Raw genomic sequence first — 13,414 nt, 5'->3', positions numbered from 1 at the left:
ACAGTGGCGTGGGCATCCCTCATGCAAGGGTCGCGAGTGGCGTGGGCGTCAGGGCGTCGCTGAGTGCGTTGACGCTCGAGGTGAGATGGTCGGCCGCACTGGGCGTCAGCGCCTCGCCGCCGTCGAGCCAGTGGTCGTAGAGGAAGCAGACCGGGAGCGCGTCGTGCGCGGATTGCTCGACGAGCATCCGGGTCCGGATGTGCTCCAGGCCGATGGCGTGCCCGCGCACCGCGCCGACGCCGACGAGCTGGACGGTCGCGCGGGCGAAAGCGCGGTCCGGCAGCAGTCGGAGCCATTCGCGCAACACGGGACTGCCGCCCGGCTGGTAGCAGGGAACCACGAACGCCAGCGCCTCCGCGGCGCTCACCAGCCGCCGGCTCCGCCGGATCGCCGGGTGGTCGAACGACGCGGTGAGCAGCGCGGACTGCGGCAGGTCGCGCAGGTTGAGCACTTGCGCCGCGTGCCCGGACGTCAGGAGGCCACGATTGAACGCACCGGTGACGGCCTCGAGTCGGGAGCCGGCGGTCGGGCTGCTGGAGACGATGACGACAGAGGACACGGCGGTTCGGCTTCTCCACTGGCGATTCCCTCCGGCCTGCGCCCGGCGAAGCGGGTGCTCGGGGAGGGCGTGCTGGGACGCGGCGGGGACGTCTGCCGCTCGACCGGCGCGGTGCGGGAGCGGCGAGGTCAGGACCGACAGCGGCCACCGGCCACGCGGAGGTGGTCCACGTGGCGCCGGCGGGTGAGGAGCGCTCCGGGGGCCATGGCGGGCAGTAGAGCACCGGTCCGGTGACCGGTCAACGCGGACCTGTCGAGGGTTCCCACTTGGTGGGCCGCTTTGACGCTCCCGTGTCGCGCTGGTTACATCGGGTTCATGACTGCGGGAGCGAGGCTCGTGCGCCGTGCACACGTGGACCTGTTGCGGGTCGCCTCCTCCGCTTGTTGACGCTCCCGTCATCCTCGCCGTCCGACCGGCATTCCACCGCGGCAGCGCGTCCACTTCGGACGGTCTTTCGCTGACGCCGCCGGCGTTCCGCAGGACGGACGGCCTCGGCCGAACCCGGCCTCTTCGGAAGTTCCACGAGAACCGGTGCGTCGTGGCGGTCGCGGCGCGCCAGACAGAACGGAGACCCGTGCCATGAGCGTCGATTCCCCTGACGACCCGTGGGGTGCGGACCCGGCCCGCCCGCGCCCGGCGGACACCGTGGTGCTGGAAGTGGTCGCCCGCGTGGTGGTGCAGCGCCACGCCATCGACGAGGTGGGCGCCTACGTCACCCGTGAGCTGCGCGCGCTGGCGGAGAAGCCCGCCAACCCGAACGTGCGCATCCACTGGGAGGACGCCGGCGTCCCGGAGTCCGGAACCACGGGCGGGCTCGTCCGCTCGGCAGACAACCCCAGGCTGCGGATCCTGGTGCCGTCACGCGTCGTGCTGCGCGACGGCGAACCGCTCACGCTCACCCGGCTGGAGTTCGACCTGCTGCTCTTCCTGGCGGAGAACCCCGGCCGGGTGCACCGGCGCGGTTCGCTGCTGCGGCTGGTCTGGGGCATCGAGTCGGCGCTGAGCACCAGGACCGTGGACGTGCACGTCCGCAGGCTGCGCGGCAAGTGCGGGCCGGAACTGGATTTCATCACCACGATCCGGGGCGTCGGCTACCGCTTCGACGGTGCCGACCACGTCGGGATCGACTACGGGGCCGAGGATTCAGGTGGGAAGCGCTGGCTCGCGGCGGGCGGCAGCAACAACCGGGCGTTGCCCACCGGCTAGCACGTTGACCGGATCGGCGCCGTGTCGTCCGGTCCCGCAGTCGTGGGCCACTGTGGAGTGTCCTAACGGGATTGCCGTGGTGCGGTGGGGGCGAGCACGCGCAAGGAGGCGGGAAGCACCCGGATCGTGGCGGGCAGCGTGCCGATCTCGTCGCCGTCGGCGCAGAGCGGGATCGGCCGGTCCGCGGCGAGCGCCACCTCCCGGGCGGTGCTGACCTCCACCTCCGGCAGGTCCAGGTGGGCGCCGGTCTTCGCCGCGCGCAGGAAGGACGCGATCCGGTGCAGCCGTCCCTCCCGGACCACGAGCACGTCCAGCATCCCGTCGTCGAGCCGGGCGGTCGGCACGATCCGCAGGCCGTGACCGTACGAGCCGGAGTTGGCGACCACCACGGTCTGGCCGCGCAGCTCGCGCGTGCGCCCATCGGCGGTGATCGTGTAGGTGGCCGGACGCCAGGTGAGCACCGCCCGGATCGGCGCCAGCCGGTAGAGCAGCGCGCCCGGGAGCCACCGGTTGCGGTTGATGACGGCGGTGGCCATCGAGTCGATGCCCGCGTAGACGTTGCCCGGCACCACCACGCCGCCGACCTCCAGGACGTCGATCGCCCGGGCGGTCGCGTCCAGCAGCAGCCGGGCGAGCTCGCGGTCGCCGTCCGGCAGGCCGAGGGTGCGGGCGAGGTCGTTGCCGCGTCCGGCGGGCACGATGCCGAGCGTGCCGTTGCCGGCGACGACGCCGCACGCCGCGTCGCGCACCAGGCCGTCACCGCCGACCGCCACTACGATCTCGCCGCGACGTGCGGCCGATGACGCCAGTGCGACGGCGTGCTCGCGGCTCCGGGTCGGGCACACGGTCACCGCGGCGCCGGCCTCGCGCAGCAGCCGGGCGATCGGTTCCCACCGTTCGGCGGCACGCCCACCGCCGGAGATGGGGTTGATGAGCGCGGTGTAGGCGCGCACGTCAGGAGATCAGGACGCCGGGGTTGAGGATCCCGGCCGGATCGAAGGTGCTCTTGACCGCGCGCAGCGCCTCGACCGCCAGCGGCCCGATCTCCTGGGCGTAGGTGTCGCGGTGGTCGGTGCCCACGCCGTGGTGGTGGCTGATCGTGGCTCCGGCGGCGCGGATCGCCTCGTTCGCCGCCCGCTTCGCCTCGCGCCATTGCGAGACGGGGTCCTCGGCCTGTGCGCAGACCACCGTGAAGTACAGCGACGCGCCGGTCTCGTAGACGTGAGAGATGTGGCAGAGCACCAGCGCGGAGGTGCCCTGCGCCGACAGGGCCGAGGTCAGCGCGTCGGTGACGGCGGTCCGCAGCGCGGGGAGCCCGGACCAGAACGTCGCGGTCTCCAGCGTCTCGACGAGCGCACCGGCCGCCAGCAGCGGATCGCGCAGGTAGGGCGCGCGGTAGCGGCCCTCGCGCCACGACTCTCCGGGGCCGGTGCCCAGCGGTTCGCCCCCGGCCTCGCGCAACACCCTGGCCACCGCCTCCCGCTTTGCGGAGACGTCGGCGCCCTCGAAGCCGACGACCGCCAGGCAACCGCCGGAACCGCCGCCCGGCTCGCCGTTCGGGTCGGCCATGTTGACCGCCGTCTCGGCCTCGTCCGACAGCCGCAGCACGGTGGGCGACGGGCCGTCCTGGGCCAGTTGGCGCAGCGCGGCGGTTCCGGTGTCGAAGGAGTCGAAGCGCCAGCCCTCGTAGACCCGTTCACGCGGCACGGGACGCAACCGCACGGTGACCGACGTGATCACGCCGATCGCGCCCTCCGAGCCCAGCACGAGCTGCCGCAGGTCCGGTCCGGCGGCCGACTTCGGCGCGCTGCCGAGCTCGACGGTGCCGCGTGGCGTGGCGAGCACGACGCCCACCACCATCTCGTCGAACCGGCCGTAGCCGGCCGAGGACTGCCCGGCCGAGCGGGCGGCGGCGTAGCCGCCGATGCTCGCGCCTTCGTAGGACTGCGGGAAGTGCCCGAGGGTGAACCCGTGCCCGCCGAGCAGCCGCTCCGCGTGCGGGCCGCGCGCACCGGCCTGAAGTGTCGCGGTGCGAGACACCGCGTCGAGCGCGAGCAGGGCGTCCATCCGTCGCAGGTCCAGCGCGACCACTCCGGCGAAGCCGGTGCGCGCCGGCCTGAGGCCGCCGACGACCGAGGTTCCGCCGCTGTAGGGCACGACGGCGACGCGGTGCTCGGAGCAGGCCCGCAGAACCGCCAGGACCTCCTCGTGCGTGCCGGGGAAGACCACCGCGTCGGGGGCGTCGGAGGCGTCCCCGGATCGAAGCCGCAGCAGATCCGGTGTCGACCAGCCGCGGGTGTGCCCGACGCGGACGCCGGGGTCGAGGCTGACGTGCTCGGCGCCGACCGCCGACTCGATCGCCGCGCGGGCCCGGTTCGGCAGCACCACCTCGGGCAGGCGGCTGTCAGCCGGCTGCACCGGCTCCGGCGACGGGCTCGCACCGAGGTGGGCAAGCGCGGCGCCCGCGGCCTCGGGCAGCGCGACCGCGCGCTCGGGGTCGCCCCACAGGTAGGGGTGCATGTCCACGACGGGGAGATCTGACTCGGTCAACGCAGCCTCGCGATGTCGGTGCCGGGCGAAAACGTGATACACATTTACACATGATGTCGCAGCATCGCAACGCCCGATCCGATCTCGCCGCCGGCGGCGAGCTCCGGTCGGCCAACGCGATTCCCGAACACCGCATCCTCGACGCCGCCTACGAGTTGCTGCTGGCCATCGGGTTGCGGCGGATGACGATGGCCGACATCGCCCGCCGCGCCGAGGTGTCCCGGGCGACGCTCTACCGGCGCTGGCCGAACGTCCGCTCGGTCGTCGGCACGCTGATGACCCGCGAATGGGGCGCGCTGGGCACCGCGGCGTTCGAGGCGCCGCGCACGTCGGCCAGGCAGGGGCTCGTCGACGGCATCGTGCACATCGCGGGCACGATCCGGACGAATCCCATGCTGCGCAGGATCATCGAGCTGGACCCCGACTTCCTGCTGCCGTACCTGCTGCAACGGCGAGGGGCCAGCACGGACCAGCAGCTGGCCATGATGGAGCTGGCGTTGCGGGAAGGGCAGCAGGACGGCTCGGTCCGCGCCGGCGACGTCACCATGCAGGCCAGGGCGCTGCTGCTCACCGCGTGGTCGTTCGTGCTGACCGGCCCGGTGGTGGCCGGCGAGCACGAGCTGCCGGCGCTCGACGAGCAGCTGCGCGAGATGCTCGACCGGTACCTGCGGCCGTGAGCGGGACGAACGGGGCCGGCGCGTCGCTCAACGCCGAACGCAGGGCCCGGGAGCTCGACGAGCTGGACCGCCGCACACCGGTCGACGTGCTGGTCATCGGCGGCGGGGTGACCGGCGCAGGGGTGGCACTGGACGCGGCGTCGCGCGGACTTTCGGTGGTGCTGGCCGAGAAGCACGACCTGGCCTTCGGCACCAGCCGGTGGAGCTCCAAGCTCGTCCACGGCGGACTGCGCTACCTGGCCTCCGGAAACGTCGCGATCGCGCACGAGAGCGCGGTGGAGCGCGGCATCCTGCTGGGCAGCACGGCACCGCACCTGGTCCGGCCGATGCCGCAGATCGTGCCGTTGCTGCCCGGGGTGAGCAGGGGCGATGCCGCGGTGGTGCGCGCCGGGCTGGCCGCCGGTGACCTGCTGAGGGCCGCGGCCGGAACCTCCCGGCACGCGTTGCCCGCCTCCCGGCGCATCGCCCGCGCCGAGGTCCAGCGCTACGCGCCGGCCGTGCGCACCGAGGGACTGCGCGGCGGACTGCTGTCCTGGGACGGCCGGCTCCAGGACGACGCCCGGCTCGTCGTCGGCCTCGCGCGCACGGCTGCCGCGCACGGTGCGCGGATCCTCACCCGCTGCGCCGCCGAGGAGGTGACCGGCGGGGGAGCGGTGCTGCGCGACACGCTCACCGGCGGCACGCACCAGGTCGAGGCCCGCATCGTCATCAACGCCGCGGGGGTGTGGGCCGGTTCGATCGCTCCGGACATCACGCTGCGGCCCAGCCGGGGAACGCACCTGGTGGTGTCGCGGGAGGTTCTCGGCGGGCTCAACGCCGGCCTCACGGTCCCGGTGCCCGGTGAGCACAACCGCTTCGTGCTCGTCCTGCCGTCCCCGGAAGGAAAGGTCTACATCGGACTGACCGACGAGGACACCGGCGGCGACATCCCGGACGTGCCGCAAGCATCGGAGGCCGAGGTCGACTTCCTGCTGGACACGGTCGGCACCGCGTTGCGCGAACCGTTGTCCCGCAAGGACGTTCTCGGCACCTATTCGGGCCTGCGTCCCCTGCTGGACGCGGGCACCGGCCGGACCGCCGACATCTCCCGCAAGCACGCGGTGGTCATCGCGGGTGACGGTCTGGTCACGATCGTCGGAGGCAAGCTCACGACCTACCGGCGGATGGCGCAGGACGCACTCGACGCCGCGCTCGAACGCAGCGGCCGTACGGCGGCTCCCTGCCGCACCCGGCGGCTACCGCTGGCCGGCGCGGGCAGCGCGGCCGAACTCGGGGCGGTGCGTGCTCCGCGGCGCCTGGTGCGGCGCTACGGGACCGAGGCGGCGGCGGTGCTCGCCGAAGCGGGCGGCGATCCCTCGATGCTGGAACCCGTCGGTGACGGCATCGCGCACACGCGGGCCGAGCTGCGGTTCGCGCTGCGCCACGAAGGCGCGCTCGACGAGTCCGACGTGCTGGACAGGCGGACCCGCATCGGCCTGGTCGGCGCGGACCGGCAGCGCGCCCTGCCGGTGGTGCGCGAACTCCTCGACCGCTGAGGGTGCCGGGCGCTGATCGCCCGCCGGTTCCCAACCGGTCGCTGCCGGGTGTGCCACCGCCGGCAGCGACCGGCATCAGTGCTCGGTGGACCTGTTGAGACCGGTCAGCAGCCGCGAGATGACCTCGGGGTCGACCTCGGCGGTCTCGTCCTCGCTGACGTACGAGCGCTTCTTCTCACGGCGCGGCAACGGCACCTCGTCGGCCTTCACACCCGTGGGCAGCCCCAACTGGCACCACACCATGCGGCGGCCACCGGGCAGGTACTCGACGCCGCTGCGCTGGTAGGCCAGCTTCGGTGCCTCGCCACGCGGGTCGTCCTCGACCTCGATCACCAGGCATTCGCCGGTGAGTCGCAACCGGATCGTGATGAAACCGGGACTGTCCGGGTCGGCCACGTCCACGGCGGCGGTCACGATCTGGTTCGCCACTTCCACCGCCTCCGACACCAGCGGCCGCAGCGACCACTCGGTGAGGGCGAAGCGCACGAACAGATCCGTGCAGTTCACCGCGCTGGGCACGGCCAGGAGTCGAAGGTCGTCGACCTGTGCGGTTTGCGCGTTCACCGGAGTCCTTCCTTCGTTCCTTCCAAGTGGCCCCCAAGCGTCACCCGAAAGCACTATCTTGCCAATCGGGGTGAGTGTCGCCTCCGAAAGGGTCGATATCAAGATCGTTCTTTCGTTGTGCGCATCCTCATACACAGCCATGGCGGCGCGAGCCGCCGGGTCGAGCGGAGGAACCGGGGGCACATTATGCCTGGTGTCGTGACAGTCGTTGGAATGCTCGCACTGCTCGTGGTCGGCGGGACAATCGTCGGTGCGGTGACGTTCGCGGTTACGAGGCACCAGAACGGACAAAGCGGAACGCCGCGCCGGCGCGGCGGTAACGCAGCCGGTGGGTTCTACGGCGCCGAGACCAGCGGCGGCTCCAACTCGAGCTGGGGCGGTGGCTGCGACACCGGAGGTGGAGTCGGGGGCGGCGACGGTGGCGGCGGAGCCGGCTGCTGAGCGCGTGCAGGGCTCCGGCGGCGGTGAGACCATGACCGCACCGGACGCGGTCGAACACGCGCGAGCGGTGGTGCGACAGCGCTTCCCGGACGCTCTGGTCGCCGTCCTCGGCGGTTCCGCCGCCGAGGGAAGGCTCACCGCCACGAGCGATCTCGACATCGCGGTGCTCGTCCCCGGCGGGACGGCCACGCGGCGGGAGACGATCCGGTCGGACGGACGTCCGGTGGAGCTGTTCGTCCACACCCGCGACGGGCTGAACGCGCTGTTCTCGGCCGATGCCGCCACCCGCCGGGCGACGATGCAGACCATCTACGCCACCGGGATCGTGGTCCTCGACGAATCGGGGCAGGCCGACCGCATCCGCGAGGATGCCTCGGAACAACTGCGCTCGGGGCCGGCGCCGCTGGGGGAGGAGGCCGTCGAGACGAAGAGGTACGGCCTGACCGACGCGCTCGACGACCTCGTGGACACCGAAGACCGCTACGAGCGGCTGGCGGTGGGCGGATACGTCCTCAACACGGCCGCGGATCTGCTCTGCGACCACCACCGGGCCTGGATCGGTGGCGGGAAGTGGTTGCCGCGTCGGCTGCTCGCGGCCGACGCCCGGCGCGGTGCCGCACTGCTCGACGGGCACCTGCGGTTGTGCGAGACCGCCGAGCCCGGCGCCCTGGCGGTTGCGGCCGGCGAGGTCCTCGAACTCGTCGGCGGCCCGGTCCGCGAAGGCTATGCGCGAACCTGGCGTGCCTGACCGGCGAACCGCTCCACCGGTCGCAGCCAGGTGGAGGGTTCGCCGGTTGCGAAGCCGGTCTCGCTACGATTGGCCCGTCGTCGGCGGACTGGAGGATCGGCACATGTCGGCGGAAACCGTCGTGACACCGCTGAGCGCGCACACCACCGCGTACCTGCAACCACCGGGCGGGTGGTTCCGCAACAACGCCGGGTGGTTCACCGGCGAGGACCGCGTGCTGCTGGTCGACACGTGTGCCACGGAGCGGCGCAGCAGGTGGCTCCTGGACGCGGTCGAGCGGTCCGCGCCGGGCAAGCCCGTGTCGGTCGTGCTGACCCACGGGCACGGAGACCACGCCAACGGCGCGCGGCTGGTCGCCGAGTCCGGCGGCGCGGTCATGGTTTCCCCCGAGACGGACCGCATGGTCTCCTCGGGGCCGCACACGTTCCCGTCCGCGTTCGTCTACTCCGGCTGGGGTGACATCCAGCCGCCGCGGGACGTCGAGATCGTCAGCCAGCGCACCACTTTCGACGCAGGCGGGCGCACCGCGGAGGTCATCCCGTTGGCCACCACCGCGCACACCGGAGGCGACCTCGTCGTCTGGGTGCCCGGCGACGGCGTGCTGTTCTCCGGAGACCTGGTCTTCTCCGGTGTCACGCCGCTGGCCGTCCACGGGCGGATTTCCGGGTGGCTGGATGCGCTGCGCGCGCTGGAGGAGTTCGAGGCCCGGCACCTCGTGCCCGGCCACGGTCCGATCACCGCCCCCGCGGAGGCGATCGGCGCCGTGTCGGAGTACCTGCGCTGGCTGCTCGACTCCGTGACCGCTGTCGCGCAGCCCGACTTCGCCGTCCTGGAGCGGGAAGGCCGCCTGCGCTGGCCGGACTGGCACGACCAGGAACGCCACGCGGCCAACCTGCGCGTCGCGCACGCCGAGGTCCACGGCCGGCCTGTCGAGATCGGGCCCGTGATGGCGGCGATGATCGAGTCCGCGGGCGGGCCGATCGCACTCGACATCTGACCCGCCCGCGTCGAGCAGGCCCTACAACTCGCCGAGCGCGGTGATCGGGGACTCCACGCAGTCGGCCACGAACCGCAGGAACCCGCCTGCGGTGCCGCCGTCGCAGACGCGGTGGTCGAACGCCAGAGTCAGCTCGCACACCTTGCGCACGGCGAGCCGGCCGTCCACCGCCCACGGGCGGTCGATGATGCGGCCGACTCCCAGGATCGCCGCCTCCGGCTGGTTGATGATCGCCGCCGAGCCGTCCACACCGAACACGCCGTAGTTGTTGACCGTGAACGTGCCGCCGGTGAGGTCGGACGGAGCCAGCGAGCCCTCGCGGCCGGCGATGGTGTGCGTGCGCATCGCGTCGGAGAGCTCGCGGGTGCTCATCGACTGCGCGTCGCGGACCACCGGCACCACCAGGCCGCGGTCGGTCTGCGCGGCGAAACCGAGGTGGATCCGGTCCAGCAGCACGATTTCGTCCTGCTCGACCCTGGAGTTCAGCTCGGGGAACCTCCGCAGACCGAGCACGGCGAAGCGGGAGACCAGCGCGAGCACGCTGACCGGTTGTTCGGGACTGCGGGCGTTGAGCGCGGCACGGGCCTCCAGCAGCCCGGTGGCGTCGACATCGACCCAGACCGTCGCCTCGGGGATCTCGCGGCGGGACCGCGTGAGCTTGTCGGCCACCGCCCGGCGCAGCCCGCGCAGCGGGATCCGGGTGGAATCCTCCGGCGCGACAGGAGTTCCAGCCGGCGCGGCATGGGTTTCCCTCTCCGCGGCGGGCTGGTCCTGGTGCACAGCGCGCGTTTCCCACGTCGTGGTGGGGGTTTGCGCCTGCGCCCGCTGGGCGGCGATCGCCTCGTCCACGTCGCAGCGGCGGATCACGCCCTGCGGGCCGCTGCCGCTGATCCGCGTCAGGTCGATGCCGTTCTCCCTCGCGAGCTGGCGGACCAGGGGCGAGATGACCGCGATCGACCGGGCACCGCGCGCCGGCTCGGCCGGTGCCGGAACGGGCGCGGCCACGGGAGCACCGGACGCGGTCCGCCGCCGGCGCCGGTTGCGCCGCGCCGGTGCGGCGGAGGTCCCGTACCCGATGAGGACGTTGCCGCTGTCCTCCTCCGCCGGGGCGGGGTCCGGCACGACCACACCGGGCTCGGTGAAGCCGGCACCCGGTTCCTCGACGGTGAGCAGCGGTGATCCGACGGTCAGGGTCTCGCCCGCCGAACCGTGGAGCCTGCCCACCACGCCCGCGTACGGGCACGGCACCTCCACGACGGCTTTGGCGGTCTCGACCTCCACCACGGGCTGGTCCACCCGGACCTGGTCGCCCTCGGCGACCAGCCAGTTCACGATCTCGGCCTCGGTCAGGCCCTCGCCGAGGTCCGGCAGCGCGAACTCAGGCATGCTGGACCTCCCCGGCCGGGCGGGCGGGCACGACCTCGTCGTCCCACTGCAACCGCGCGATGGCGTCGAGGATCCGGTCGACGCCGGGCAGGTGGTACTCCTCGAGCTTGGGTGGCGGGTAGGGGATGTCGAAGCCGGTGACCCGCAGGACCGGCGCGTGCAGGTGGTGGAAGCAGCGCTCGGTGATGCGCGCGGCGACCTCGGCGCCGTACCCGCAGAACCCGGCCGCCTCGTGCACCACGACGGCGCGGCCGGTGCGCCGCACCGACCCGGCCACGGTGGCGTCGTCGAACGGCGCGAGACTGCGCAGGTCCACGACCTCGACGTCCCAGCCCTCGTCGGTGGCCGCCTCGGCGGTCTCCAGCGCCGTGGCCACCATCGGGCCGTAGGCGATGAGCGTGACGTCCCGGCCCGGACGGCGGATGACCGCGCGGTCGAGCGAGCCGGCGGGGTCGAGCGACACCGCGTCCTTCGCCCAGTACCGGTGCTTGGGCTCCAGGAACACCACGGGGTCCGGCGAGTCGATCGCCGCGCGCAGCAGGCCGTAGGCGTCCTCCGGCGTGCCGGGCGACACGACGCGCAGCCCCGGGGTGTGGGTGTAGTAGACCTCCGACGAGTCGCAGTGGTGCTCCACGCCCCCGATGCCGCCGCCGTAGGGGATGCGGATGACCACGGGCAGCTCGACGCGCCCGCGGGTCCGGTTGCGCAGCTTGGCGAGGTGGCTGGTGATCTGCTCGAACGCCGGGTAGGCGAACGCGTCGAACTGCATCTCCACCACCGGGCGCAGCCCGTTCATCGCCATCCCGATCGCGGTGCCGACGATCCCGGACTCGGCCAGCGGGGTGTCGAACACCCGCCGCTCGCCGAACCGAGCCGCCAGCCCGTCGGTGACGCGGAAGACGCCGCCCAGCGGGCCGACGTCCTCGCCGAAGACCAGGACCCGGTCGTCGGCCTCCAGCGCGTCGGCCAGCGCGCGGTTGAGCGCCGCGGCCATGGACATCCGTTCGTCGGTGGTCATGACTTCGCTCCGGCGATCTCCTCGGCGAGCAGCCCGGCCTGCTCGCGCAGGGCGGCCGTCGGCTCGGCGTAGACGTGGGTGAACAACTCGGCGGGGTCCGGTTCGACGTCGACGTTCATCCGGTTGCGCACCGAGGCGGCGAACGCCTCGGCCTCCTCGGCGACGGCGGCTCGCCGTGCCTCGTCGAGCAGTCCGCGGGAGGTGAGGTGGCGCTCCAGCCGGTCGACCGGGTCCTTGCCCAGCCAGGCGGCGACCTCGCCGGCGTCGCGGTAGCGGTTGGCGTCGTCGGCGTTGGTGTGCGCCTCGACCCGGTAGGTCAGCGCCTCGATCAGGGCCGGTCCCGCGCCGGCCCTGGCGGCGGCGACGGCCTCCCGCACGGTCGTGTAGACCGCGGCCGGGTCGTTGCCGTCGATCAGCTCGGAGGCGACCCCGTAGCCGATGCCCTTGTGCGCCAGCGACGGCGCCGCGTTCTGCTTGCTCATCGGCACGCTGATCGCATAACCGTTGTTCTGCACCAGGAACACCACCGGCGCCTGCCACACGCCCGCGAAGTTCAGCGCCTCGTGGGTGTCGCCCTCGCTGGTCGCGCCGTCGCCGAGCAGCACCAGCGAGACCGAGTCCTCGCCCTTGAGCCGGGCGGCGTGGGCCATGCCCACGGCGTGCAGGGTGTTGGTCGCGAGCGGCGTGCACTGCGGCCCGACCCGGTGCTCGTAGGGGTCGTAGCCCAGGTGCCAGCTGCCCTGCAGCAGCGTGAGGGTCTGCACCGGGTCGACGCCCCGGGACACCAGCGCGACCGAGTCGCGGTAGGTGGGGAACAGCCAGTCCCGCTCCTCCAACGCCAGCACCGCGCCGACCTGGCACGCCTCCTGGCCGCGCGAGGACGGGTACACCGCGAGCCTGCCCTGCTTGGTCAGCGCGGTCGCCTGGGTGTCGAAGCGCCTGCCCACGACCATCCTCCGGTGCAGTTCGAGCAGCACCTCGCCGGCGGGCAGCTCCTCGGCGGTGGTCGGTTCGCCGTCGGTGCCCAGCAGGGTGAGCGGGGTGTCCGAGGGCAGCAGGCTCCGTTGCCTAGCGGTGGTCATGGGGTCCTCCATTGCGCGAACCGCCGGATGTGAGAGGGATTGTTCAACTGGTCGCGCCGTTCTTCCAGATGAGCGCCGTTTTCCTGGACACATGGCAGGCAGGTGCGGCTATGGTGTGCCAGATGTCTTCAGAGCAGGCCGATCGGGGCGTCCGGGCTGGACGTTCCGCAGAGCTGGACGACCTGGACCGGCGCATCGTCGAGGAGCTGCGCCGCGACGGCCGGGTGTCCATGCGCGCCCTGGCCGAGCGCCTGCACATCTCCCGCGCCAACGTCTACACGCGCGTGGAGCGGCTGCACCGCGACGGCGTGATCACCGGCTACAGCGCCGTGATCAACCCGGAGCGCTACGGCTACGGGGTCTCGGCCTACGTCTACCTCAAGGTCAGCCAGCACTCCTGGAAGTCGGTGCGCCGCCGCGTGCTGGAGATCCCCGAGGTGGCCCACGGCGCGCTGGTCTCCGGCGAGAACGACCTGGTGCTGCTGGTCCGAACGCGTGACGCTCAGTGCCTGCGGGAGCTGGTGCTCAACCGCCTGCAGACCATCCCCGACGTGGTTTCCTCCCACACGGTGCTGATCCTGGACGAACTACCGTCGCACCCGGCATGATCACGCTGAGTCGCGATTTGCCCTGGCATCGGTGCCGGGGGGC

At 72.7% G+C, this 13,414-nt stretch carries 13 protein-coding genes; 6 read left to right on the top strand and 7 right to left on the bottom strand.

The features are described from left to right. Positions 1-19: 19 nt before the first annotated feature. The gene (locus tag SACE_RS19225; RefSeq protein WP_009944772.1) at positions 20-559 is read right to left on the bottom strand and encodes an NADPH-dependent FMN reductase; all 540 of its coding nucleotides are present in this window, start codon (positions 557-559) and stop codon (positions 20-22) included. 579 nt (positions 560-1,138) lie between these two features. On the opposite strand from SACE_RS19225, the gene SACE_RS19220 reads away from it, so the two are divergent. Further along, complete coding sequence (locus tag SACE_RS19220; RefSeq protein ID WP_009944773.1) at positions 1,139-1,765, top strand: winged helix-turn-helix domain-containing protein; 627 nt, start codon at positions 1,139-1,141, stop codon at positions 1,763-1,765. 62 nt (positions 1,766-1,827) lie between these two features. Here SACE_RS19220 and SACE_RS19215 read toward each other — a convergent pair whose 3' ends face one another. Together SACE_RS19215 and SACE_RS19210 are read right to left on the bottom strand one after the other, a co-directional pair. Then, entirely contained in the window at positions 1,828-2,718 is an 891-nt protein-coding gene (locus tag SACE_RS19215; RefSeq protein WP_009944774.1) for a diacylglycerol/lipid kinase family protein, read from the bottom strand. A gap of 1 nt (position 2,719) precedes the next feature. Continuing rightward, positions 2,720-4,285: an FAD-binding oxidoreductase gene (locus SACE_RS19210; RefSeq protein WP_241867867.1), complete on the bottom strand. Its 1,566-nt coding sequence runs from the start codon at positions 4,283-4,285 to the stop codon at positions 2,720-2,722. An 80-nt stretch (positions 4,286-4,365) separates the two neighbouring features. On the opposite strand from SACE_RS19210, the gene SACE_RS19205 reads away from it, so the two are divergent. Both SACE_RS19205 and SACE_RS19200 read left to right on the top strand, forming a co-directional pair. Beyond that, positions 4,366-4,992 (top strand): TetR/AcrR family transcriptional regulator, encoded by a 627-nt coding sequence (locus SACE_RS19205; RefSeq protein WP_009944777.1) that lies wholly within the window; start codon positions 4,366-4,368, stop codon positions 4,990-4,992. Then, the gene (locus tag SACE_RS19200) at positions 4,989-6,527 is read left to right on the top strand and encodes a glycerol-3-phosphate dehydrogenase/oxidase (RefSeq protein WP_009944778.1); all 1,539 of its coding nucleotides are present in this window, start codon (positions 4,989-4,991) and stop codon (positions 6,525-6,527) included. Before SACE_RS19205 ends, SACE_RS19200 begins: the two co-directional genes overlap by 4 nt. Positions 6,528-6,602: 75 nt before the next feature. Here the strand turns inward: SACE_RS19200 and SACE_RS19195 are convergent, their stop codons facing one another. Then, entirely contained in the window at positions 6,603-7,091 is a 489-nt protein-coding gene (locus SACE_RS19195; protein ID WP_009944779.1) for an ATP-binding protein, read from the bottom strand. A gap of 379 nt (positions 7,092-7,470) precedes the next feature. Here SACE_RS19195 and SACE_RS19185 point away from each other — a divergent pair, with 379 nt between their 5' ends. Both SACE_RS19185 and SACE_RS19180 read left to right on the top strand, forming a co-directional pair. After that, the gene (locus SACE_RS19185; protein WP_231849697.1) at positions 7,471-8,280 is read left to right on the top strand and encodes a nucleotidyltransferase domain-containing protein; all 810 of its coding nucleotides are present in this window, start codon (positions 7,471-7,473) and stop codon (positions 8,278-8,280) included. A 103-nt stretch (positions 8,281-8,383) separates the two neighbouring features. Continuing rightward, entirely contained in the window at positions 8,384-9,277 is an 894-nt protein-coding gene (locus tag SACE_RS19180; RefSeq protein ID WP_009944784.1) for an MBL fold metallo-hydrolase, read from the top strand. A gap of 21 nt (positions 9,278-9,298) precedes the next feature. Here the strand turns inward: SACE_RS19180 and SACE_RS19175 are convergent, their stop codons facing one another. Genes SACE_RS19175 through SACE_RS19165 form a run of 3 tightly spaced genes read right to left on the bottom strand, consistent with a single transcriptional unit; the run spans position 9,299 to position 12,763 of the window. Next, on the bottom strand, positions 9,299-10,663 hold the full coding sequence (locus SACE_RS19175) for a dihydrolipoamide acetyltransferase family protein (protein WP_009944786.1): 1,365 nt from the start codon (positions 10,661-10,663) through the stop codon (positions 9,299-9,301). After that, the gene (locus tag SACE_RS19170; RefSeq protein ID WP_009944787.1) at positions 10,656-11,681 is read right to left on the bottom strand and encodes an alpha-ketoacid dehydrogenase subunit beta; all 1,026 of its coding nucleotides are present in this window, start codon (positions 11,679-11,681) and stop codon (positions 10,656-10,658) included. The genes SACE_RS19175 and SACE_RS19170 overlap by 8 nt, the downstream gene beginning before the upstream one ends. Then, positions 11,678-12,763, bottom strand: a complete 1,086-nt coding sequence (locus SACE_RS19165) for a thiamine pyrophosphate-dependent enzyme (protein ID WP_009944788.1) — start codon at positions 12,761-12,763, stop codon at positions 11,678-11,680. The genes SACE_RS19170 and SACE_RS19165 overlap by 4 nt, the downstream gene beginning before the upstream one ends. A gap of 122 nt (positions 12,764-12,885) precedes the next feature. Here SACE_RS19165 and SACE_RS19160 point away from each other — a divergent pair, with 122 nt between their 5' ends. Further along, the gene (locus SACE_RS19160) at positions 12,886-13,371 is read left to right on the top strand and encodes an Lrp/AsnC family transcriptional regulator (protein WP_011874197.1); all 486 of its coding nucleotides are present in this window, start codon (positions 12,886-12,888) and stop codon (positions 13,369-13,371) included. Positions 13,372-13,414: the final 43 nt, after the last annotated feature.

It is taken from the genome of Saccharopolyspora erythraea NRRL 2338, from assembly GCF_000062885.1.
Lineage (GTDB): Bacteria > Actinomycetota > Actinomycetes > Mycobacteriales > Pseudonocardiaceae > Saccharopolyspora_D > Saccharopolyspora_D erythraea.
This window is presented reverse-complemented; position numbering and strand designations above follow the sequence as displayed.